General features: G+C 63.7%; 23 protein-coding genes. 3 read left to right on the top strand and 20 right to left on the bottom strand.

Going from position 1 to position 23000, the window contains the following annotated elements:
- Positions 1 to 266: 266 nt before the first annotated feature.
- Together AB4097_RS11270 and AB4097_RS11265 are read right to left on the bottom strand one after the other, a co-directional pair.
- Positions 267 to 1322: a histone deacetylase family protein gene (locus AB4097_RS11270; RefSeq protein ID WP_442039482.1), complete on the bottom strand. Its 1056-nt coding sequence runs from the start codon at positions 1320 to 1322 to the stop codon at positions 267 to 269.
- Positions 1323 to 1348: 26 nt separating this feature from the next.
- On the bottom strand, positions 1349 to 1792 hold the full coding sequence (locus AB4097_RS11265) for an OsmC family protein (RefSeq protein WP_442039480.1): 444 nt from the start codon (positions 1790 to 1792) through the stop codon (positions 1349 to 1351).
- Positions 1793 to 1926: 134 nt separating this feature from the next.
- On the opposite strand from AB4097_RS11265, the gene mazG reads away from it, so the two are divergent.
- A complete protein-coding gene (gene mazG / locus AB4097_RS11260) occupies positions 1927 to 2772 on the top strand; it encodes a nucleoside triphosphate pyrophosphohydrolase (protein ID WP_442039478.1) in 846 nt (281 codons plus the stop codon).
- Here the strand turns inward: mazG and hflX are convergent.
- The 7 genes from hflX to dusB all read right to left on the bottom strand — a co-directional run bounded on the left by hflX (position 2767) and on the right by dusB (position 11964).
- Positions 2767 to 4161: a GTPase HflX gene (gene hflX / locus AB4097_RS11255; protein WP_442039476.1), complete on the bottom strand. Its 1395-nt coding sequence runs from the start codon at positions 4159 to 4161 to the stop codon at positions 2767 to 2769. The two genes, mazG and hflX, sit on opposite strands and share 6 nt — an antisense overlap.
- A gap of 1 nt (position 4162) precedes the next feature.
- Positions 4163 to 4417: an RNA chaperone Hfq gene (gene hfq / locus AB4097_RS11250; RefSeq protein ID WP_009491222.1), complete on the bottom strand. Its 255-nt coding sequence runs from the start codon at positions 4415 to 4417 to the stop codon at positions 4163 to 4165.
- Positions 4418 to 4651: 234 nt separating this feature from the next.
- Positions 4652 to 6022: a nitrogen assimilation response regulator NtrX gene (gene ntrX / locus AB4097_RS11245; RefSeq protein ID WP_442039474.1), complete on the bottom strand. Its 1371-nt coding sequence runs from the start codon at positions 6020 to 6022 to the stop codon at positions 4652 to 4654.
- The gene (locus AB4097_RS11240) at positions 6019 to 8250 is read right to left on the bottom strand and encodes an ATP-binding protein (RefSeq protein ID WP_442039472.1); all 2232 of its coding nucleotides are present in this window, start codon (positions 8248 to 8250) and stop codon (positions 6019 to 6021) included. Before AB4097_RS11240 ends, ntrX begins: the two co-directional genes overlap by 4 nt.
- A 118-nt stretch (positions 8251 to 8368) precedes the next feature.
- Positions 8369 to 9835 (bottom strand): nitrogen regulation protein NR(I), encoded by a 1467-nt coding sequence (gene ntrC / locus AB4097_RS11235; protein WP_442039470.1) that lies wholly within the window; start codon positions 9833 to 9835, stop codon positions 8369 to 8371.
- Positions 9836 to 9844: 9 nt separating this feature from the next.
- Positions 9845 to 10942: a two-component system sensor histidine kinase NtrB gene (locus tag AB4097_RS11230; protein ID WP_442039544.1), complete on the bottom strand. Its 1098-nt coding sequence runs from the start codon at positions 10940 to 10942 to the stop codon at positions 9845 to 9847.
- A 2-nt stretch (positions 10943 to 10944) separates the two neighbouring features.
- Positions 10945 to 11964 carry a tRNA dihydrouridine synthase DusB gene (gene dusB, locus AB4097_RS11225; RefSeq protein ID WP_442039468.1) on the bottom strand — a complete coding sequence of 340 codons (1020 nt, stop codon included), beginning with the start codon at positions 11962 to 11964 and terminating at the stop codon, positions 10945 to 10947.
- A 109-nt stretch (positions 11965 to 12073) separates the two neighbouring features.
- Between dusB and AB4097_RS11220 the strand changes: the two genes are divergently transcribed.
- Both AB4097_RS11220 and AB4097_RS11215 read left to right on the top strand, forming a co-directional pair.
- Positions 12074 to 13267, top strand: coding sequence for a bifunctional 2-C-methyl-D-erythritol 4-phosphate cytidylyltransferase/2-C-methyl-D-erythritol 2,4-cyclodiphosphate synthase (locus AB4097_RS11220; RefSeq protein WP_442039466.1), 1194 nt, complete (start codon positions 12074 to 12076; stop codon positions 13265 to 13267).
- Entirely contained in the window at positions 13264 to 13752 is a 489-nt protein-coding gene (locus AB4097_RS11215; protein WP_442039464.1) for a CinA family protein, read from the top strand. Before AB4097_RS11220 ends, AB4097_RS11215 begins: the two co-directional genes overlap by 4 nt.
- Here AB4097_RS11215 and AB4097_RS11210 read toward each other — a convergent pair whose 3' ends face one another.
- The 11 genes from AB4097_RS11210 to pcaD all read right to left on the bottom strand — a co-directional run bounded on the left by AB4097_RS11210 (position 13753) and on the right by pcaD (position 22995).
- Positions 13753 to 14238, bottom strand: a complete 486-nt coding sequence (locus AB4097_RS11210) for a type II toxin-antitoxin system RatA family toxin (protein WP_442039462.1) — start codon at positions 14236 to 14238, stop codon at positions 13753 to 13755.
- A gap of 2 nt (positions 14239 to 14240) precedes the next feature.
- Positions 14241 to 14765 (bottom strand): adenylate kinase, encoded by a 525-nt coding sequence (locus tag AB4097_RS11205; RefSeq protein ID WP_442039460.1) that lies wholly within the window; start codon positions 14763 to 14765, stop codon positions 14241 to 14243.
- 16 nt (positions 14766 to 14781) lie between these two features.
- Positions 14782 to 15741, bottom strand: coding sequence for a lipoyl synthase (gene lipA, locus AB4097_RS11200; protein WP_442039458.1), 960 nt, complete (start codon positions 15739 to 15741; stop codon positions 14782 to 14784).
- Between the two features lie 733 nt (positions 15742 to 16474).
- Positions 16475 to 17542, bottom strand: a complete 1068-nt coding sequence (locus tag AB4097_RS11195) for a 3-carboxy-cis,cis-muconate cycloisomerase (RefSeq protein WP_442039456.1) — start codon at positions 17540 to 17542, stop codon at positions 16475 to 16477.
- A gap of 13 nt (positions 17543 to 17555) precedes the next feature.
- Entirely contained in the window at positions 17556 to 18761 is a 1206-nt protein-coding gene (gene pcaF / locus AB4097_RS11190; RefSeq protein ID WP_442039454.1) for a 3-oxoadipyl-CoA thiolase, read from the bottom strand.
- Positions 18762 to 18763: 2 nt separating this feature from the next.
- Complete coding sequence (locus AB4097_RS11185) at positions 18764 to 19552, bottom strand: CoA-transferase subunit beta (protein ID WP_442039452.1); 789 nt, start codon at positions 19550 to 19552, stop codon at positions 18764 to 18766.
- Between the two features lie 2 nt (positions 19553 to 19554).
- On the bottom strand, positions 19555 to 20400 hold the full coding sequence (locus AB4097_RS11180) for a CoA transferase subunit A (RefSeq protein WP_442039450.1): 846 nt from the start codon (positions 20398 to 20400) through the stop codon (positions 19555 to 19557).
- 21 nt (positions 20401 to 20421) lie between these two features.
- Positions 20422 to 21048 carry a protocatechuate 3,4-dioxygenase subunit alpha gene (pcaG, locus tag AB4097_RS11175; protein ID WP_442039448.1) on the bottom strand — a complete coding sequence of 209 codons (627 nt, stop codon included), beginning with the start codon at positions 21046 to 21048 and terminating at the stop codon, positions 20422 to 20424.
- Positions 21048 to 21773 carry a protocatechuate 3,4-dioxygenase subunit beta gene (gene pcaH / locus AB4097_RS11170; protein WP_442039446.1) on the bottom strand — a complete coding sequence of 242 codons (726 nt, stop codon included), beginning with the start codon at positions 21771 to 21773 and terminating at the stop codon, positions 21048 to 21050. The genes pcaG and pcaH overlap by 1 nt, the downstream gene beginning before the upstream one ends.
- Positions 21774 to 21800: 27 nt before the next feature.
- Positions 21801 to 22169, bottom strand: coding sequence for a 4-carboxymuconolactone decarboxylase (gene pcaC, locus AB4097_RS11165; protein WP_442039542.1), 369 nt, complete (start codon positions 22167 to 22169; stop codon positions 21801 to 21803).
- A 31-nt stretch (positions 22170 to 22200) separates the two neighbouring features.
- Entirely contained in the window at positions 22201 to 22995 is a 795-nt protein-coding gene (gene pcaD, locus AB4097_RS11160) for a 3-oxoadipate enol-lactonase (protein WP_442039444.1), read from the bottom strand.
- Positions 22996 to 23000: the final 5 nt, after the last annotated feature.

Raw genomic sequence — 23000 nt, 5'->3', positions numbered from 1 at the left:
CGAGAGGGTCGAGTAGGCAAAGGCTCCCCATCCCGTGATAGCCGCGACGGCTATGCCGGAGATCGTAAGGCGGCTGATCGACAAGCCCCTGCGTTCTGGCGTCCGAGTCACGAGGATCCTTTCGACGATCACGGCCGCAATGGCCTGTTGAAGTATCGGGCCAAGGTGAACAAGAACGTGGTCAAAGAATGACCGGGTCGAACATGGACAACAGACTGTGATGGAGCCTTCAGCGATGCGGTGCAGATAGCGAGGGGCTCGAACCCTCACTCGGTGACGTTGGAGCGGAATGCCGCAACGAAGGCCGGTGCGGCTTCCCTGACGGCTGCCAGCGAGTAGCCGCCTTCCTGGACGATCAGGGTCGGCAGGTCGATCTTGCCCCAGATTTCTCCGATCCGTGAGAACGCGTCCGACGTCACGTGGAGCTTGGACAAGGGATCGTCACGATGAGCGTCCCAGCCGGCCGATAGCACGAGCGCCTCGGCCCCATGGGCCTGCACCGCCAGAGCCAGGCGCTGGTTGGCGTCGATGAAGGCTTCGTCGTCCGCGCCCGGCGCCAAGGGCAAGTTGTGGTTTGCTCCTTCGCCGGGCCCTGTCCCGGTCTCATCGGCATAGCCCGCATAATGCGGGTAGTAGGAGGACGGATCGGTGTGGACGGAGCCGTAGAAGACATCCTGGCGGGTGTAAAATATCGCCTGGGTGCCGTCGCCGTGGTGCGTGTCGAAATCCACGATGGCGACTCTGGAAAAATGACTCCGCAGCAGCGCGGCCGCGATGGCGGCATTGTTGAAGAAACAGAAACCAGAGGCCCTGTCGGCATAGGCATGATGGCCCGGTGGCCTGCAGAGGGCATAGGAGGCGCGTTCGCCCGCCAGCAGCGCCTCCGCGCCGGCAATCGCCGCCTGTGCCGAGGTGTAGGCCGCCTGGAAAGTGCCCGCCATGATCGCGCAGGACATGTCGCCGATATACCAGCCGGCCTGACCGAGAATCCCCGTGGTGCGCGGCTTGCCGCGCTCCTCCAGGTCGATCCCTGCTCCACGATACGGGTGGACGTTCGGTAGGACTTCCGGCCCGTGATTGGGGAGTTCCATGAAGCGGGCGTGGGCACCTTCGAGGAACTCCACGTAATGGGCGGCGTGGACCGCCAGGATCGGATCCCGGCCGAAATCGCCGGGATCGGTCTTCGTCAAGCCTTGTGCCTCCAGAACCTCGAGGAGTGTCGTGGCCCGATCGGGATTCTCGAAGGGATCCACGATCCGCCCATGCACCATGTATTGCGTAGGCCGGTGGGCCAGTTGTGCTTCGGAGAAGAACAGTTTCATAAACGTGGATCCCGGAGACTCATGGTTCAGGAGGCGGCGGCTTCCGCCTCCTCGGCTTCGTCGATGGCCGTCCAGGAGTGGGTGATCTTGGCCACGGCCCCGAGCATGATCGAGGCGGAGCAGTACTTATCCTTGGAAAGCTCGATGGCTCTTTCGACCTTGGCCGGTGCAAGATGCCTGCCCTTGACCTTGTAGTCGATGTGGATCGCCGTGAAGACTTTCGGGTCCGTCTCCGCCCGTTCGGCGGTGACCTCGACGTCGCAATCCGTCACCTTCTCCCGGCCCTTCCTGAGGATCTGGACCACATCGAACGCCGTGCAGCCTCCGAGGCCGATCAGGAGCATCTCCATGGGGCGAATGCCGGCATTGCGGCCACCATATTCAGGCGCCCCATCCATGACCACGGCATGGCCGCTGCCGGATTCGCCCACAAACATCATGCCATCGACCAGTTTCACCCGGGCCTTCATATGATCTTATCCTCTTTGAGCCTGAAGCATTCATCCTCCCTTATACCGCTAACGCAGGGAAATGGCGCAAATCCAGCTAGCCCGGCGTTTTGTCCTCAGGCTATGACACCGTCAAAGGGACCAGGGATTCCATTATGAAGCCTTCCAAGGACATCACGAGACTCATCGAGATCATGGCGGCCCTGCGGACGCCCGGAACCGGTTGTCCCTGGGATCTGGAGCAGGACTTCGCCTCGATTGCTCCCTATACGCTCGAGGAAGCCTACGAAGTCGTCGATGCCATCGAGCGGGGCGATCTGGCGGATTTGCGGGACGAACTCGGAGATCTGCTGCTTCAGGTCGTCTTTCACGCCCGCATGGCGGAGGAGCAGGGGGCTTTTGCCTTCCCCGACGTGGTCGAGGCCATTACGAGAAAGCTCATTCGGCGCCATCCCCACGTCTTCGGTGACATCAGGGATCTGGCGCCCGAGGACGTGAAGAATCTCTGGGACACGATCAAAGCCGAGGAGAAGGCGGAACGGCGTGCCGCCCGGGAGACGATGGGGCACATGCCGGAGGCTCACGAAGCGGGTTTTCTCGGCGGCATCCCGACCGCCCTGCCCGCCTTGACGCGAGCCCAGAAGCTGACGGCCAAGGCTGCCAAGGTCGGCTTCGACTGGCCCGAGGCCGCGCAGGTTATCGACAAGATCCACGAGGAATTGGAGGAGGTTAAGGAAGCTTCCTCATCCGGAGAGCAGGACAGGATCGAGGACGAGATCGGCGATCTTCTGTTCGCGGTCACCAACCTGGCCCGGCATTTTGAGGTCGATTCCGAAAAGGCCCTGCGGCGGACGAATGCCAAGTTCGAACGCCGGTTCAAGGCTATCGAGACGGCGCTCGGGGAGCGCGACCGGAGCCTTGGCGAGGCTTCGCTCGAAGAGATGGAAGAACTCTGGGTCGCGGCGAAGCTGGCCGAGCGCGAGCCCGGCTCGTTCTCATAGAACGCGGGCGTCAGGAAAACGGTTGAGGAACCGGGGCTCCTTGCCGGCCACGAGACGGATCTGGAGGATGGTATGCCCGTTTTCCTCTGACTTGCGGTCGAGGATTTCGGTATTCTCGTGCAGCCAAGCGAGGCCCTGCCCGTCTTCCGGCGCCACATCGACCTCGTAAGTCGGTCGTCCCAAGGACAGGTGCTGCTCGATGGTTGCGAGAAGCTCGGGAATACCGTCTCCGGTCAGGGCCGAAATCAGGATCGGCCGCCTCTCCTCGCCTGTCCGGTGCGACGCCGTCGCAAGCCGCTCGCGGTCCTCCGCCGACAGCAAGTCCGCCTTGTTCCAGACCTCGACGATGCGTCTCGTATCGTCCGGATCGATGCCGAGCTCCCGCAGCACGACGGCGACGTCGCCCGCCTGGGCTTCTGTTTCCCCATGCGAGACGTCGCGGACGTGCAGCAGGACATCGGCCTCGACCACATCCTCGAGGGTGGCGCGGAAAGCCGCCACGAGCATAGTCGGGAGATCGGAGATGAAACCGACCGTGTCCGACAGGATGGCCTTCTCGCCATGCGGGAGTTCGATGGCGCGGGAGGTCGGATCGAGGGTCGCAAACAGCATGTTCTCGGCCAGAACGTCGGCCTGGGTCATCCGATTGAACAGGGTCGATTTACCGGCATTGGTGTAGCCGACCAGCGCAATGATCGGGTAAGGCACCCGGCGGCGGCTCGTACGGTGCAGGGAGCGCGTCTTCACGACGCTTTCCAGATCCCGCTCGATCCGGCTCATCCGCTCCTGGATGAGGCGCCGGTCCGCTTCGATCTGCGTCTCGCCCGGGCCACCGAGGAAGCCGAAGCCGCCGCGCTGGCGCTCAAGGTGGGTCCAGGAACGGACCAGCCGGCCCTTCTGGTAGGACAGATGGGCCAGTTCGACCTGAAGGGTGCCTTCTTTGGTCCGCGCCCGCCGCCCGAAGATTTCGAGGATGAGGCCGGTCCGGTCGATGACCTTTGCTCCCCAGGCCTTTTCGAGGTTGCGCTGCTGTACGGGGCTCAGAGCGCAATCCATGACCACGAGGCCGATCTCCTCGGCCCGGATCAGTCCCGCCAGTTCCTCGACCTTGCCGCTGCCGATGAAAGTGGCAGGGCGCGGCGAGGACAGGGGCGCTATCAGCGATTGGGTGATGGTCAGGTCGATCGCAAGCGCAAGCCCGGTGATCTCGTCGAGGCGAGCCTCAGGAGGGCGCGGATTGCTCCCCTCGCCGTCTGCTTCAACGGCGCCGCGCCGCCGGCGGGTCAGATACGGACCAACAACGAGCGTCCTCGTGCCTGACGCAACCTCTTTTTCAGGTTCCGCAAGCTGTGCGAGACGTTCTTCCCCCGGACTGCGTGGTTCCGTCACCTCAAGCCTTCTCGCCAGCCTCGTCGATCTGATCGAACAACTGAACGGGCTGTCCTGGCATGATGGTGGAAATGGCGTGTTTGTAAACCAGCTGGGAATGACCATCCCTGCGTAGGAGGACGCAGAAGTTGTCGAACCAGGTAACGACGCCCTGAAGCTTCACCCCGTTCACGAGAAAGATCGTCAGGGGAATTTTTTGCTTCCGGACGTAGTTCAGAAAGGTGTCCTGAAGATTCTGCGCGCGATCGCCCGCCATTGAAGTTGCCTCGCCAGCCCATCGCCGCCGGTCTTGGCTATGGGGCCGCCTGGATATGGTTGTCCGCTTTCGTGCGGTCGGTGACCGGCAGATCTATTACAGGGCGAACGGCATCATTCGGCAAGAGGCAGCCAAGACTTCTACCACCCTGGGATTATATTTTCCCGTGGATTGTCCGTTTACGACCTTCCCATAGGACGGGAGGAGCGCCCGTCCCGCATCGGCGCCGTGACCTTAGCCACCGATTCCGAGGGATTTCAGCTTCCGGTGCAGCGCCGAGCGTTCCATGCCGATAAACTCCGCCGTCCTTGAGATATTGCCGCTGAACCGGGCGATCTGCGCCAGGAGATACTCCCGCTCGAAGATCTCTCGAGCTTCGCGCAGGGGCAGGCTCATGAGTTTCTCGCCACCCGCCCCACCCGGGGTGCTCGGAACGAGCGCGCCGATCTCCGTCGGCAGCATGTCGGCGGTGATCTCGGCGTCAGGATCCCCCGAGGTGAGAATCATCAGCCGTTCCACGTTGTTGCGAAGCTGACGCACGTTACCGGGCCAGTCGTGGGATTGCAGGACCGCCATGGCATCTTCGGCGATGCGCCGCTTCGGCAGGCCCGTCGTGGACGAGATCTGCTCCATGAAGAACTCGATCAGCTCCGGCACATCCTCGCGACGCTCGGCAAGGGACGGAACCCGGATCGGGATGACGCCGAGCCGATGGAACAGATCCTCCCGGAACTGGCCCGCCGCAATGGCCGCGGGAAGGTCACGGCTGGATGACGAGACGATTCGGACATCCACATGGACGCGCGTCGTCCCGCCGATGCGCTGGAAGTTCTGATCGACCAGGACCCGCAGGATCCGATTCTGGGTCTCCCGCGGCATGTCGGCGATTTCGTCGATGTAGAGGGTGCCGCCATGGGCCTCTTCGAGGGCTCCGACCCGCCGCCCGCCGCCCTCGCCACCTTCGGTGCCGAAAAGCTCAGCCTCCATGGTGTCGGGCGTGATCGTCGCGGCCGAGAGCACGACGAAGGGACCGTTCGCCCGCGTCGAGAGGCCGTGAATCGTCCGGGCCGTCAGCTCCTTACCGGAGCCGGGGGCGCCCGTGATCAGGATACGGGCATTGGTCGGCGCCGCCCGCTCGACCGCCTGTCTGAGCTGATTGATGATGATCGACCGACCGGCGATGCGGCTGGCCTGGACCGAACGCGAACGCAGGTCGCGGACCTCGCGCTTCAGGCGGGACGCTTCCAGAGCGCGCTCGGCGACGAGAACGAGGCGATCCGCCTTAAACGGTTTCTCGATGAAATCGTAGGCGCCGGCCTTGATGGCCGAGACGGCCGTCTCGATGTTGCCGTGGCCCGAGATCATCACGACCGGCAGATCGGGGTGCTGGGACTTGATGATCTCCAGAACCTGAAGCCCGTCGAGGCGGCTTCCCTGCAGCCAGATGTCGAGGAAGACGAGGTGGGGACGCCGGGTCTCGATGGCGGTTAACGCCTCATCGGACGTGCCGGCCGTGCGGGTACGGTTCCCTTCATCCTCGAGAATGCCGGCCACCAGCTCACGAATATCGACTTCGTCGTCGACGACGAGAATATCAGCGCTCATAGGCTTGCCCTGCGGGAGTCAGTTCGGCTGGAAGCGGCCACTGTCTCCTCCGATACAACGTGTTTCGTCTTTGGGATCCACATGCGAACCTGCCCACCCCTGCCGTTTGGATTGTCGGCGAGTTCCATGCCACCTCCATGGTCTTCCAGAATCTTTGCAACGATCGGCAGCCCCAATCCGGTTCCGCCCTCGCGCGTCGTCATGTAGGGCTCCAAAAGGCGCTGTCGGCCTTCCACCGGGAACCCCTTGCCGTTGTCCGTCACGGCCAGGATCAGATAATCCGGGTGCGTGTCATCGAGCAGCACCGAAATCTGCGCCTGCCCCCTCTCTTCCTCCGGCACCGCCGCGATCGCTTCGGTCGCGTTCTTGACGATGTTCGTCACGGCCTGCGAGACGAGGCGGCGGTCGAAAGGCGCGATGAGGGCCCCTGGAGGAACCCGATCGACGAACTCGATCTCGGGATTGGCGATCTTCATCATGAAAACCACCTGCCGGATCGTCTCGGCCAGATCCTCGTTGCCGATGGTCGGCTTCGGCATGCGGGCGAAGGACGAGAATTCGTCGACCATGCGCTTGATGTCGTCGACCTGCCGCACGATGGTGTCCGTGCACTGGTCGAACACTTCCCGGTCGGTGGTGATCACCTTGCCGTATTTCCGGCGGATGCGCTCGGCCGAAAGCTGGATCGGCGTCAGAGGATTCTTGATCTCGTGCGCGATGCGCCGCGCCACATCCGCCCAGGCGGAGGTGCGCTGCGCCAGCACGAGGTCCGTGATGTCGTCGAGGGTGATGACGAGGTCCCTCTGGCCGCCGCGCGCCTGCTCGCTTGTCACCCGAACGTTGATGGTGCGCTCTTTGCCCTTACGTGAAATGTGGATCTGCTGCTGCATCAGCCGCTGGCGACCCTGGCTCATTTCCTCGACGAGCGGGGCTACCTCGGGCAGAATCATGGTGATCGGCTGGCCGAGGAGTTCCTTGTGCGGGGTGCCGAGCAATGCCTCGGTCGACGGATTCACGATGGTGATCTGCCCCCTCGCATTGACGCCGATGACCCCGGCTGAAACGCCCGCCAGAACAGCTTCGGTGAACCGCCGACGCCGGTCCATGAGATCGCTGGCCGTCGTCAGGCCATCGTGCTGACGGCGCAGTTCAGAGGTCATCTTGTTGAAGGTTTCGCCCAGATGCCCGAGATCGCCCTCGCCCCGACGGACGGGCACCTGAACATAGAAATTCCCGGTCGCCACCTGGTCCGTCGCATGGATGAGACGCCGGATCGGAGCGACAAGGCGGTTGGCAAAGTTCAACCCGAACCAGACGGCCGACAGCAGGACGATCAACGCGATCAATATGAACATGGATGCGAAGGCGAACTGGAGCCCGGCCTTTTTCTGGTCGAGAGCCGCATAGAAGGCGACGCCATTTTCGGCCACGGCCGGGAATTCCATCGCTTGGCGATCGACTTCGCGAGCCACGTAAAGAATGCGGCCCTTGCTGTCGCTCAACTTGAGAACGGACCGCAATATGTTGCCGTTTCCGGGAAGGAGACAGATCGGCTCTTCCGTGTTCACGTCTTCGAGATCTGCCTGAGTCGGCTCTGGGAGATCCGGAAGTGGCTTGCCCACAATCCGCTCCAGAATAGCGCCATTGGGCTCGATAACCATCGCGACGGGAAGCCCCAATGATCGGGCTCTTGAACTCATGAATTCGCGAAAGAACTTCTGGTCGGCATCGTAAAGGTTGAGGGCCCGGCTCAGATCAGAGGCCATCAAGAGGGTTTCACGGGCCAAAGTTCGGCATTGCATTTCGCGATAGGAATAGGCTATCGCGACCGTATTCGTCATCAAGTCCTTGATGGTGCTCGTCAATCTCGAATCGAGCCCCCGTTCGAACGACACCGATGCAGCGCCGGCGATGAGTATGGCGGGCACACCGGCAACGAGCGTGAACAGTCCAACGATCCGGACATGAAGTCCTGCGGCCGCCGCCCCCTCACGTCTCGCCCGAATAAGCTTCTGGGACTGCCAGGCCACAATCCCAAGGAGCAGGACAATGAGGATTCCATTCAGGATGAAAACCCATTGCACGATGCTGTTCGTGGGCGGGATCGGCGTTGCACCGGCAAGGATGAGGAAGGTGAGCAGAGCCGAGGCAAGGGCCATGGGCACGGCAACATAGCCGACCCAAATGAGCCAGCTATGGCTCGTCTCCGACGAACCGCGTTGTTCCATTGTGCTCTGGTCGGTCAAAATCCGAAGCCCCCAATCGGGTGCCGTCGTTTCGACACCCCACCCGAAGGGGTGATGCACCAACACAACACTGTGGTCAAATTATTACAGAAGGCAGGGTTCAGCTCCGGTTGGAGCGGACCACCATGAGTTCCAGATCCCGCACCTTCTTGCGGAGGGTATTGCGGTTGACGCCCAGAAGCTCGGCCGCCCGGATCTGGTTGCCCCTGGTCGCCGCAAGGGCAGCGCCGATCAAAGGCCCTTCGATCTCGCGCAGGACCCGGTGATAGAGACCGGGAGGTGGCAGCGTATCCCTGAAGCCCGAAAAATACTCGTTCAGATGCCGCTCGACCGCATCGGACAGTCCTTCCGCGTTCTGCTGGGAAGATTGAGACGCCTTCCCGGCAGGCTGAGGCGGCAGGAGGGGCTGGGAATCGAGTTCCGCATCGATAATCGCTCCCGTGATCGTGTCCTGCGGATACAGGGCCGCCAGACGTCGCACGAGGTTCTCCAGCTCACGGACATTGCCTGGCCAACGGTACCGCTTCAGGCGATCCATGGCCTCCACGTCGAGCTGCTTGCGGGCCAGCCCCTCCTTTTCCACAAGCATGAAGAAATGTCGGGCCAGATCCGGGATGTCCTCGACCCGTTCCCGCAGCGGCGGAAGGCGCAGGGGCACCACGTTGAGCCGGAAATAGAGATCCTCGCGGAAGAGCCCCTGCTGAATCAGGACACGCAGGTCCTTGTTCGTGGCCGCCACGATGCGGACGTTGGTCTTGATCGGCACCCTTCCGCCTACCGTCGTGTACTCGCCCTGCTGAAGGACGCGCAGAAGGCGGGTCTGCGCCTCCATGGGCATGTCGCCGATCTCATCGAGAAACAGCGTGCCGCCCTCCGCCTGCTCGAAACGGCCCGTATTGCGGGCAGTTGCGCCGGTGAAGGCGCCCTTCTCATGGCCGAAGAGTTCGGATTCGATCAGTTCGCGCGGGATCGCCGCCATGTTCACGGCCACGAACGGCCCCTGCCGGCGCTTGCCGTAATCGTGCAGGGCCTTTGCGACAAGTTCCTTGCCGGTACCGGACTCGCCCGTGATCATCACCGTGAGGTCCGTCGGCATCAGGCGGGCGAGCGCCCGATAAATCTCCTGCATCGCGTGCGAGCGGCCCACGAGCGGAATGTCCTCGTTCTCCGGTGACGGCGTCGCTCCGGTCGGCACGTTCCGGGGACGGGACAGGGCCCGACCGACCACCGCCACAAGCTCCTTCAGGTCGAAGGGCTTCGGCAGGTATTCGTAAGCACCGCGCTCCGAGGCCTTGATGGCGGTCATGAACGTGTTCTGCGCGCTCATGACGATGATCGGCAGCTCCGGACGTATCTTCTTGATGCGGGGTAGGAGGTCGAAGGCGTTCTCGTCCGGCATCATCACGTCTGTAATGACGAGATCGCCCTCCCCCTGAGCGACCCACCGCCAGAGGGTTGCGGCATTGCTGGTGGAGCGAACCTCATATCCTGCCCGGGACAATGCCTGGTTCAGGACGGTCCGGATGGCCGCATCGTCGTCAGCGAGAAGAATCTGTCCGCTAGGCATCGCTCAATCTCACAATTCGGCCCCGCGCCCGTCATCGGCGCGGTGCATGGGCAGAAGAATTCGAAAAGTGGTTCGCCTGGGCGCCGGCTCGCATTCGACGATGCCGCCGTGATCGCCCACGATCTTCGCCACGAGGGCAAGCCCCAGGCCGCTGCCCTGGACCTTGGTCGTCACGAATGGATCGAAGAGATCGGTCATCAGCTCGGGAGGAATGCCCGGCCCGTTGTCGATTACGCTCAGCTCGATCGGAAGGCTGACCCGCTCCTGGGAGCCGGGAACCTGAAGCCGGACGCCGGTGCGAAAAGCCGTGGAGAGAATGATCTCGCCGTCGGGCGCGTCGATGCCGACGGCTTCGGCGGCGTTCTTGACCAGGTTCAGGATGACCTGGATCAACTGGTCGCGATTGCCGAGCACGGGCGGGAGCGAGGGGTCATAGTTCTCGACGAAGCGGATGTGCCGGGCAAAGCCCGACTGCGCGAGACGCTTTACGTGATCGAGCACGCCATGGATGTTCACGGGGCCGCGTTCCACCGGCCTTTCCTCGCCGAACAGCTCCATCCGCTCCACGAGTTTCACGATCCGGTCGGTTTCGTCGCAGATCAGGCGCGTGAGCAGCCGATCGTCCTCGCTGGCCGATTGCTCGAGGAGCTGCGCCGCACCCCGGATGCCGGACAGGGGATTCTTGATTTCGTGCGCCAGAAGGGCACCCAAGGCCGTAATCGACCGGGCGGCACCGCGATGGGTCAGCTGGCGGTTCATCTTGTCGGCAATCGTCCGTTCCTGGAGCATGACGATCACATGATCGCTATCGTCGCCCAGGGGGCTGGCGGAGACGTCGACGATGCGTTCAGCGCCGAGGCGTGGGCTGCCGATGTCGACCCGGTGCTCGCTGACGCTGGAGCCACGCTGGCGAACATCCTCCACCAGGGCCATTACGGGCGAGCCGAACGGCAGGAAATCGCTGAGCTTCTGGCGCAGCATCATGCGAAGGCTCATCTCGAAGAAGGATTCGGCCGCCGCATTGGCATGCACGATGCGCAGCTCCGGCCCGACGGTCAGGATCGGGATCGGCAGTGCGTTCATGATGAGGTCGTTCATGCCCGTCATCGTCATGCCGCTTCCCGATCCTGACGGCTGTAGAGCGAGCGCAGCATGGCCATCACGGCCCGGGGCTCCTCGGATGTGACGAGCGCGGTCCGAATGCTCGGCGGAATGTGGAAGCCGGAAGCCATGGCCACGTCGGCATAGGCAGCGAGGTGCTTGCGCGCGTGGCGGACCCCGCTTTTTTCTCCGTAGAGAGACAGGAGACCCTCGTAATGTTCGACGGCGATCTCGGTCATTTCTTCGGGCGATGGATCGGGGATCACCTTTCCTTGCAGGGTGGCACCGATCTGGCCGACGATCCAGGGCCGTCCCACGGCGGAACGTCCGACCATGACGGCCGCGGCACCGGAAGCCGACAGGCACCGCCTCGCATCATCGAGCGAGCCGATATCGCCGTTGGCAATCACAGGGATACGGACGCCTCGGACGACGGCCGCGATAGCGTTCCAGTCGGCCTGTCCTTTGTAGAACTGCTGGCGTGTCCGGCCGTGAACCGTCACGGCCCGCACTCCCAAGCTTTCGGCGCGGCGGGCAAGCTCCGGCGCGTTGATCGTGGCGTGATCCCAGCCGAGCCGCATCTTGACCGTTACAGGCACGCTCGCAGCCTGCACCGTCGCCTCGATGAGCCGAGCCGCATGGTCGAGATCCCGCATGAGCGCCGACCCGGCATAGCCGCCGATCACGCGCTTTGCCGGGCAGCCCATGTTGATGTCGATGATGCGCGCCCCTGCCCCTTCGGCGATTCGGGCGGCCTCAGCCATCCAGTGCGGCTCGCAACCGGCCAGCTGGACCACGTGAGGCTCGATCCCGCCCCCTTCGGCCCTTACCTGTGCTTCTTCCGAGCCTTGGACCAGCTCGTCCGAAGCCACCATCTCGGACACGACGAGACCAGCCCCCAGGCGCTTGGCGATGCGCCGGAATGCGACATCCGTGACGCCGGACAAAGGTGCAAGAATGGCTGCCGCTTCGACCCCGATAGGACCGATGTCGAAACTGCCCGCGCCTATTTTTTGTTCAAAACTCATTGTGCCTAATCAATAGCCAATTCGACGAAAGCCGCAAGCCCTTCCGACAGGGATTTGCCTTCCATGGGTGTCACGCTTAGGAGAGCGTTTGTCACAGAGGCCTTCCTTTATGTCAGTCGCCGCCCTCATCGTTGCTGCCGGACGTGGATCAAGAGCCGGTGAAGGGATTCCGAAGCAGTATCGGAGGCTTCAGGGGCAATCCGTTCTGGCGAGAACGCTGTCGGTCTTCCTTGCCCACGGCAATATCCGCCGAACGCTCGTGGTCATCCACCCAGACGACCGCGCGCTCTATGAAGAATCCGTCTCGGTCCTGCCAGCCTCTTCGTCCGCACTTCTGCCATGCGTCCATGGGGGCGAGACACGGCAGGATTCGGTGAGGAATGGACTTGAAGCCCTGGCCGACCTGAACCCGGACGTCGTTCTCGTCCACGATGCGGCACGTCCGTTCGCCCGTCCCGACCTGATCGACCGGGCCATCGCTGCCGCCGGCCGCTGGGCCGCCGCGGTTCCGGGAACGCCCGTTACCGACACGATCAAGGTAATCGGAGACCAGTCCGAAGTGCTCTCGACGCCGGATCGCTTTACTCTCCGGGCCGTGCAGACGCCGCAGGCTTTCCGTTTCCCGCTCCTTCTCGATTCCCACCGCCAGGCGGCCGCTGCGGGCCTGCACTCCTTTACGGATGACGGGGCCTTGGCGGAATGGGCCGGTCTGCCGGTGCATGTCTTCGATGGCGACACCGGCAACATCAAGCTGACCCATCCGGCGGATTTTCATGAGGCAGAGCGACGTTTGAAAGGCGATACAATGGCTTACGTAACCCGCCTCGGCACCGGCTTCGACGTCCATGCCTTCGCCGACGGGGATCATGTATGGCTCGGCGGAATCAAGGTTCCCCACGAGCGCGGGGTTCTCGCTCATTCGGACGGGGACGTGATCCTTCACGCTCTTACGGACGCGATGCTCGGAGCTCTCGCGAATGGGGATATCGGCACTCATTTCCCTCCGAGCGATCCGCAATGGCGCGGTGCCTCCTCCGATCGGTTCCTGGCCCATGCCGTCGAGCTCGTCCGCAGGCGCGGCGGCATCGTTGACCATCTCGACACTACCCTTCTCTGTGAAAAGCCACGGCTCGGCCCCCATCGCGAGGCGATGCGGCAGCGGATCGCCGAGATTGCAGGGCTTCGCCTGGACCAGGTCTCGCTCAAGGCGACGACGACCGAGAAGCTTGGATTTACCGGTCGCTCCGAGGGTATCGCCGCCCAGGCGGCCGCGACCATCCGACTGCCGGAGGTGAGCGCATGACTCCCGAGATGACGGCCCGCGCCTCGGCGCTGCTGGACGCCTACAAGGAAAAGCGCCTGAAGATCGCCACCGCCGAATCCTGCACCGGCGGTCTCGTGGCGGCCCTGCTGACGGAGATTTCCGGCTCTTCGGCCGTGGTGGAACGCGGGTTCGTGACCTATTCCAACGAGGCCAAGACGGAGCTGATCGGCGTGCCTGCGGACCTGATCGCCGCCCATGGAGCCGTCAGCGAGCCCGTGGCCCGCGCCATGGCCGAGGGGGCCCTGGGCCATTCCCGGGCCGATGTGGCCGTCGGCATCACGGGCGTGGCCGGTCCGACCGGCGGCACGGCCTCGAAGCCCGTGGGGCTCGTCCATTTCGGCCTCGCCCGCAAGGGAGCCCCGATGGTTCACCTGGAGCGGCGCTACGGCGATCTCGGCCGGACGGAGATCCGCCGCCGGGCGGTGGAGGATGCCCTGTCCCTGCTGGAACAGGCCCTGCGCTGATCAGGCCGTGCGCGCCCCGGCCTGGACCCTGGACGGCGTCCCGTAGATCTCGTTCGCCCGCTCCTCGAACGCTTCGGTGAACTTGCGGAAGGCCTTGTCGAAGACCGATCCCATGAGCAGGCCGAGGGCGAAGCTCTTGAATTCGTAGTTGATGTAGAACTCCACCTCGCATCCGCCGCCGGCCATCTCCCGGAAGGTCCAGCGGTTTTCCAGATACTTGAACGGCCCGTCCACGTATTCGACCGTGATCTTCCGGCGTGGATCGTCCAGGGTCACCCGGGTCGTGAAGGTTTCATTGATGGCCTTGTAGCCCACCGACATGGTGGCCACGAGGCTCTCGATGCCCTCGCCGCTCTGGACCCGGCGCATGACTCTCAAGTCCTCGCAGAGCGGCACGAATTCCGGGTAGCGCTCCACATCGGCCACGAGGGCGAACATCTGGGCCGGACTGTGCTGGACGGAACGCGTGGTGCGAAAGGTCGGCATTCTCAGGCGGCCTCTTTGAGGTTTGATAATTCGGCCTCCAGGGCCGGGATGTCGGAACGGGAACGCACCACATGGACCTGTTGGTCCGGGCGCAGGCGCTGCAGCATGCGCAGGGTCTTCGGCCGCATCTTGTCCGGATAGGACCAGATCCAGCGCAGGAAGGACCAGTCGAAGCGCTCCGGGCCGGCGGTTCCCAGATCCGGCCTCGACCGGCCATAATTTCTCGCCACCCGCCAGAGCACGCTCAAGAAACATTGCCAGCGCGGCAGGTCGAGCCAGACGATGGTGGTGGCGCGGGGCACGCGGATGTCGAAGGTGCTGGCGTAATTGCCGTCCATGACCCAGGCCGGCCGTGAGGCAAGCGCTTTCACCCGCTCCCGCCACTCGGCCCTCGATGGCATGGACCAGCCGGGCCCGAAATATTCCCGGTCGAGATGGATCAGCGGCAACTCGAGGCGCCCGGCGAGGCGGCTCGCCAGAGTGCTCTTGCCCGCGCCCGGGCTGCCGATGACCAGAATGCGCTGCATAGGCTCCTGCGAATCTCTAGCCGAGCTTCGTCAGACGAGCCGCCTTCAGCTTGGCAAAATCCTCACCCGCATGATGCGAGGAGCGCGTCAGTGGGGTCGAGGAGACGAGGAGGAAACCCTTGGCATAGGCCGTGGTTTCATAGGCCTTGAACTCGTCCGGCGTCACGAAGCGGATCACCTGGTGGTGCTTCTTCGTCGGCTGGAGGTACTGGCCGATGGTCATGAAATCCACATCCGCCGAGCGCAGGTCGTCCATGAGCTGGAGCACCTCGTTCCGCTCCTCGCCCAGGCCGACCATGATGCCGGATTTGGTGAAGATGGTCGGATCCAGCTCCTTTACCTGCTGCAACAGGCGGATGGAGTGGAAATAGCGCGCGCCGGGCCGAACCTTCAGGTACTTCGACGGCACGGTTTCGAGATTGTGGTTGAACACGTCGGGCTTGGCCGCGACCACGACCTCCAGCGCGCCGGGCTTGCGCAGGAAGTCGGGCGTCAGGATCTCGATGGTGGTCTTCGGGGAGCGTGCCCGGATGGCATGGATCACGTCGGCGAAATGCTGTGCGCCACCGTCGGTGAGGTCGTCGCGGTCCACGGAGGTGATAACCACATGCTCCAGGCCGAGCTTCTCGACGGCTTTGGCCACGCTCTCGGGTTCGTTCGGGTCGAGCGCCTGCGGCAGGCCTGTCTTCACGTTGCAGAAGGCGCAGGCGCGGGTGCAGGTGTCGCCCATGATCATGAAGGTGGCGTGCTTCTTCTCCCAGCACTCGCCGATATTGGGGCAGCCCGCCTCCTCGCAGACGGTCACGAGGTTGTTCTCGCGCACGATCCGGTTGGTCTCGGCCCATTTGGGCGAGCCCGGAGCCTTCACGCGGATCCATTCCGGCTTGCGCTGCTGAACGGGCTGGTCCGGCCGGTGCGCCTTTTCCGGATGACGAGGACGCTGATCCTTGTTGAGGAGGTCGAGAACGACGGCCATGAAGCTGAACCCCTGAGGCGAAGGGCCCCGCCCTTCTGACATGCCGCTGATTTAAGACTTTCGGAGAACAATCGCAAATGCTCAGATGGCAGGGCTGTGTTTCCGGCAGGTGCAGCCCGAAGTGGCGAGCCACTTTCCCTTCTCCTTTGCAAGGACAGGATGACGGGGATGGGTCCGATGTCAAAGAGCCAGCGGTTTGGGGCCCGCAGCTTACGCTGCGAGCCTTTCCGGTGGTCGAGGGTGGCACGATGGGCAGCCCGGCTCGATGTCTAGTGATGAGTGTGAGAGCCGAACTGCTCGTCACGCACGGTTCTTTTAGGCGTTTAGACTTGGACCAGCACAAGGCTGCCAAGGGCTTCCTGCCGCCGGCTGCGTGACCGTGCCGGATCCCACAACTTGCGACGCCTCGCGAAGCGCGCCCCTCGTCGGATCAGTCTGTGCAACGATATAGCCAAGGTTGCACGAGTTGTCAAGAACAAAGTGAGAACATTGCAATCGCTCACCACCTCTCCACATCGCCCTCCCCGTCATCACCGGCCTTGTGCCGGTGATCCCGATCGGAAAAGCGCGGCGCTTCACAGCATCGGGATGGCCGGGACAAGCCCGGCCATGACGGGGGAGGGTATCAGAACCTGAAGAGTGTTGAACTTGGGGGCGCCCCGGAAACAAACACAGCCCTTTCACTCCCGACGCTACCGATCGGAGGATGTGTCCCGCGTCTTCTGCCGGGCGGCTACGTACCCATCGCGCTCGATGGCACGAAACTCATGGTCGCAGCGAGGGCCTGAGCCTTGCCCAAGGCGGCAGCTGCGGACACGATCATCTGAGGCAGCACCATCCATTCCAACGTCCAGGCAGCTCCCGAGCGTTCGCCCTCATGAACCAGCGCCTGATGCAGGGTCCCGAGCATTCCGGCATTGAAGCGCGCAAGCGTCACCAGCACCTCGGCCGGTACGGGATTGGATTTATGCGGCATGGCGGACGAGCCGCCGCCTGTTGCAAGCCGAACCTCGGCGACTTCGTTCTGCGCCATCAGAGCGATGTCCTGGCCGATCTTGCCCAGCGTCCCGGTGAGCAGTGAAAGGAACGATCCGAACTCGCCGATCCTGTCGCGCTGGGAATGCCACGAGGGGGCAAGACCAAGCTCCAGGACGGCGGCCATGGCATCGGCTACGGCATCGCCCTGCCCCTTCAGCTCGCCACGGGTGCCGATGGGACCACCGAGTTGGACGACCAGCAGGCGTGGCGCGAGACCCTGCAGGCTTTCCCTGTGCCGCTCCAGCGGTTGGACCCACGTGTCGATCTTGTCCGCCGCCGTGAAGGGCAGCGCCTGCTGCATCCGGGTATGCGCCATGAGGCGGATCGCTCCATCCCGACGCTTCAACGCATCAAGACCATGGATCAAGGTATCGAGACGCTGCCCGAGAATCTCGATGACGTCCTTGAGGCGTAGGATCAGGGCCGTATCGATGACATCCTGGCTGGTCGCGCCGAGATGAACCGATTGGGCATGAGGCTCACCGACTGCGGCCCGCAGCTGCCTGACGAAGTCCGGGACGATCACGCCATCCCGGGCTAGGCCTTCAGCGAGCTTGGACCAATCAGCCTGAAAAGTACGACAAGCCTCCGCGATCCGCCGTGCGGCCTCCTGGTCGATCAGCCCGACCTTCGCCTCCGCCTCGGCCAGGGCGGCCTCGACACGCAGCATGGCGGCAAGTTCCGCCGCGTCGGAAAAGAACGCCCCCACCTCCTCGTCGCCGACGAGGGCCTGGAGAACGGGATGCGGGGGCGTCCGAGTCATGATGAGTTCCGCGTCACACAGCCTCGAGGGCGACGGCGATGCCCTGCCCCACGCCGATGCACATGGTGGCGAGCGCACGCTTCTTGCCCCTGAGCTTCAGCTCCAGCGCCGCCGTGCCGGTGATGCGCGCGCCCGACATGCCGAGCGGATGGCCGAGCGCGATGGCGCCTCCATTCGGATTGACATGCTCCGCGTCCTCCGGAATGCCGAGCTCCCGAAGCACCGCGATGCCCTGGCTGGCGAACGCCTCGTTCAGCTCCACGATGTCGAAATCCGTCGGCTTGAGACCGAGGCGAGCACAGAGCTTCTTCGTCGCGGGCGCCGGCCCGATCCCCATGATGCGCGGCGCAACGCCGGCAGCAGCTCCGCCGACCACGCGGGCGATAGGTTCAAGGCCGAACTTCCGGACCGCCTCCTCGGACGCGACGATCAACGCGGCCGAGCCATCGTTGACGCCGGAGGCGTTGCCGGCCGTCACCGTGCCATCCTTGCGGAATGGTGTCGGAAGCCTCGCGAGCTGCTCCAGGGTCGTATCGCCACGCGGGTGCTCGTCCTTGTCGACCACAACCGGGTCGCCTTTCCGCTTCGGGATCGTCACCGGCACGATCTCCTGCGCCAGACGCCCATTGGCCTGGGCCGCAGCCGCCTTCTTCTGCGAGCGCAGCGCAAACGCGTCCTGATCCTCGCGCGAGACGTTGAAATCCGCCGCCACGTTCTCGCCGGTTTCCGGCATGGAATCGACGCCGTATTGGCTCTTGATCAGCGGGTTGATGAAGCGCCAGCCAATGGTGGTGTCGTAGATCTCGGCATTGCGCGAGAACGCTGTATCGGCCTTCGGCATCACGAAGGGTGCGCGGGACATGGACTCGACGCCGCCCGCAATCATGATCTCCGCCTCGCCGGCCTTGATGGCGCGGGCCGCGGCGATCACCGCATCCATGCCGGAGCCGCAGAGGCGGTTCATGGTGGTTCCGGGAATCGAGCCTGGCAGCCCCGCCAGCAGAACCGCCATGCGGGCCACGTTGCGGTTGTCCTCGCCGGCCTGGTTGGCGCAGCCGTAGATCACGTCGTCGATGGCCTCGAAGTCGAGGTTCGGGAGGCGTTCCCGCAACGCCGTCAGCGGCACAGCGGCGAGGTCGTCCGCGCGAACGCCGGACAGTGAGCCACCATAACGGCCGATGGGCGTGCGCACATAGGCGCAGATAAAGGCTTCGCGCATGGTCAAATCCCCTTGTTGCCGCCGTGAGCTTTCTCGGTCCTGGCCTGAAGCTCGCGCAGGGTGGTGAGTTCGAGTTCGGTCGGCGAAGGCGTCTCCTCGAGATGATCTGAGAATCGCACCTTCCAACCGCAGGTTTCCTGCACCTTATCGCGGGTGACGCCGCGATGCATCGACACCACGGTGAATTCCTTTGTCTCGGGATCCGGCTTCCAGATCGCGAGATCCGTGATCAGGAGCGTCGGCCCCTTGGTCCTGATGCCGAGACGCTCGCGGTGGTTGCCGCCCTCGCCGTGGCCGAAGGAGGTGTAGAAGTCGATCGTCTCCACCATGCCACGGGTCGCCTGCTTCATGGTGATGAAAACCTCCTTGCAGGAGCTGGCGATCTCGGGCGCACCGCCACCGCCCGGCAGGCGCACCTTGGGCTTGTGATAGTCGCCGATCACCGTGGTGTTGATGTTGCCGAAACGGTCGAGCTGGGCCGCCCCGAGAAAGCCGATGGAAATGCGGCCGCCCTGAAGCCAGTAGCGGAACATCTCCGGCACGGAGACCGTGGTGAGCGCCGTCTCGCACAATTCGCCGTCGCCGATGGAGAGCGGGAGCACGTTCGGCGCCGTGCCGATGGTGCCGCTCTCGTAGATCAGCGTGATGTCGGGCGCATGGGTCAACCGGGCCACGTTGCAGGCCGCCGACGGCGCCCCGATGCCGACGAAGCAGACATCGTCGTTGGACAGGGCGCGGGACGCCGCGATGGTCATCATCTCGTTGGGCGTGAAATCGGAAAGATTCGTCATTCTTACAATCCCTTCACGCGATCGGCGAACACCTCGGGCCCCTGATCGAGCACGTTCTTCTTCATCCAGGAGGTGAAGAGGTCGCGATCGGCTGAGATCCTGTCCCATTCCAGATAGGCGGCATTGTCGCGCTCGTAATAGCCGTGAGTATAGGATGGATGCGCGCCGCCCGGGACCTGCACGATGGAGGTCACGGTCCAATGCGGCAGCACGCAGAGATTCGGGTGCAGGTCGTCGAAATCCTCCACGATCTCCTCGACCGTTACGACGGAGCGCCTGGATGCCAGGACCGCCTCCTTCTGCACGCCGACGATGCCCTCCACCAGCACGTCGCCACGCTTGCTCGCCTTCTGCGCATGGATGACCGCCACATCCGGACGATGCGCAGGCACGGCCGCGAGTTCCTCTCCGGTGAACGGACAGTTGACGCTCCTGATCGCCGGGTTCACGCCCTTGAGGCCCGCGCCGAGATAGCCCCGGAACACGGCGCAGGGCAGGCCGGCGGCGCCGGCCTCGTAGGCATTGGCCATGGCCGCATGGCTGTGCTCCACGGTCTCGATGGACCGGGGCCAGCCGTTCTCGATGGAATCGCGCATCCGGCGCAGGAGGCCGACGCCGGGATTGCCCGCATAGGAGAAGATCACCTTTTTCACGAGGCCCATGCCGATCATCTGGTCATAGATGATGTCCGGGGTCATGCGGATCACGGTGAGGTCCTTGATCCCCTGCCGGATCACCTCATGGGCGGCCGCATGGGGAATGAGATGGGTGAACCCCTCGAAGGCGACTGTGTCGCCTTCGCGCAGGTTCTCGGCAACAGCCTCCTTGAGGCTCTGAAACTTGGCCATGATATGCTTTCAGATCGGCGATCAGATGTCGAAGAATACGGTTTCCTTCTCACCCTGCAGGTGAATGTCGAAGGTGTAGGTCGGCATTCCGTTCTCCTCGCTGCGCTGTGCGATGAGGGTCGGAAGCCGGTACCTGTGCTCGATGCGCGCCAAGACGGGGCATTCCGCGTTCGCCGCCTCCTCGTCGCCGAAATACATCCGCGTATGCAGGCCGATATTGATGCCGCGCGCTACGATCCAGAACGTGATGTGGGGCGCCATCGGGCGTCCGTCCCTGTAGGGCACGCGGCCCGGCTTGATCGTCTCGAAGCGATACTCGCCCGTGGCGGCGTCCGTCGGCTGGCGGCCCCAGCCGGTGAAATTCGGGTCAGCCTGCCCGCGCGTCTCCTGAGGGCTGTTGTAGAGCCCGGCCGCGTCGGCCTGCCAGATCTCGACGAGCGCATCCTTGATCGCGTTCCCGCTGCCATCGAAGATGCACCCCTTGACGATGATCCGCTCGCCTTTGGTCTCGGGCCCGACGATGACGAGTCCGAGATCCTCCTTCCATACGCCGGTGATCTCGACCCAGTTCGGGGTCGCGCCGATATGGACGTAAGGGCCGGCCGTCTGGGACGGCGATTCCTTGAGTGTCGTCAGTTTCTGGAACATCAGTTTCCCTCCATGCGGTTCTCGAACATGGTCGAGCGGCGCCCGCGCAGGACGATGTCGAACTTGTAGGCGAGCGCATCCATGGGCAGGGTGGCGTTCCGGTCGAGCACGGCCGTCAGCTGGTCGATGGCGGCCTTGTCGGAGATGGTCGAGACGATCGGGCACTGCCAGATCATCGGATCGCCCTCGAAATACATCTGCGTGATCAGCCGCTGCGCGAAGGCGTGGCCGAAGAGCGAGAAGTGGATGTGGGCAGGCCGCCAGTCGTTGACCCCGTTGGGCCAGGGATAGGCGCCCGGCTTGATGGTGCGGAACCAGTAACGCCCCTCCTCGTCCGTGATCGTGCGTCCGCAGCCGCCGAAATTCGGGTCGATGGCTGCAAGATAAGTCTCTTTCTTGTGCCGGTAACGTCCGCCCGCATTGGCCTGCCAGAACTCCACCAGGGTGCCCGGCACGGGGCGGGCGTTCTCGTCAAGGACGCGGCCATAGACGATGATGCGCTGGCCGATGGGATCGCCCGTCTTGGCGAAGTTGTGGATCAGGTCGTTGTCGAGCGGACCGATCTTGTCATGCCCGAACCTGGGCCCCGTCATTTCCGATATGGTGTTGTCAAGCGACAGCAGCGGATATTGCGGCGAGCGCAGCACCGAGGTCTTGTATTGCGGCGTGAGCGCGGCCGGATGCCAGCTCCGGTCCCGCTGATAATATGATCCCTGATCCGACATCTCGGCTCTCCCTCGCAGCCCGCCCTCTTATTTTTGAGGTTCGGGATCCGCTTCCATTTCGGCGAAAGTTTTCTTGACGATTTTGATGGCGTGATTGGCCGCCGGCACGCCTGCATAGACGGCCACGTGCAGCAGCGCTTCCTTGATGTCCTCCTTGGTCGCGCCCGTGTTGCGGGTCGCGCGGACATGCATGGCGATCTCGTCGTCCTGCCCGAGCGCCGCCAGAAGCGCGATGGTCACGATGGAGCGCTCGCGCTTGGTGAAACCGGGGCGTGACCACACAGAACCCCAGGCACCTTCGGTGATGAAGGTCTGGAAGTCGGCGTCGAACTCCGTCATCTGGGCGCTCGCCCGATCCACATGGGCATCGCCGAGCACCTGACGGCGCACCGCCATCCCGGCCTTGTAGCGTTCGCATCTATCGTTCTCAGACAAGTCCCGCCTCCTGGAGATGCCGGTTGATGAGGTTCGACAGCACGGCAGGCTTCTCGACGCAGGGGATGTGCCCTGCCCCGTCGATGAGCGCGAAACCTGCGCCGGGAATGAGATCGGCCGTGCCCTTGACCACATCCGCGGGTGTCGAGCCGTCCTGATCGCCCGCGACGCATAGGGTCGGAACGGCGATCCGGCCGGCATCGGGTCTCAGATCCGCGTCGCGGATCGCCGCGCAGGTTCCGGTGTAGCCATGGGCGGGCGTGCGGACCAGCATGTTGCGCCACCCCGCCACCTCATCGGATCGAGTTTCACGGAACAAGGGCGTGAACCAGCGCTGCAGGATATTGTCGGTGATCGGCTCGATCCCGCCCCGCTCGACCGCTGCGATCCGCTCCGCCCAGAGTTCCGGCGTTCCGATCTTCGCCGCCGTGCAGCACAGGGTGAGGGCCTGCACGCGCTCGGCAGACCGCACCGCCAGACGCTGTGCGATCATTCCCCCGACCGACAAGCCGACGAAGGCGGCCTTGTCGATCTTCAGGTGGTCGAGGAGCGCGATGAGATCATCCGTATGATCGTCGATCGTATAGGGCGCGGGCGGCGCGTCCGAGAGGCCATGTCCGCGCTTGTCGTAGAGGACGACCCCGAACCGCTCCGTGAAAGCAGGAACGACCTCCTGCCAGATGCGGAAATCGCTTCCGAGGGAATTGATAAAGACGAGGACAGGGCCCTCGTCCCGACCGAGCACCTGATGGTGCAGAACGATCCCGTTGACGCGTGTAAATGCCATGCCTT

Origin of the sequence: Microvirga sp. 2MCAF35 (assembly GCF_052115545.1) — a bacterium.
In the GTDB taxonomy this organism is placed as follows: Bacteria; Pseudomonadota; Alphaproteobacteria; order Rhizobiales; family Beijerinckiaceae; genus Microvirga.
The sequence above is the reverse complement of the archived record's forward strand: the minus strand, read 5'-3'. Positions and strand labels throughout refer to the sequence as shown.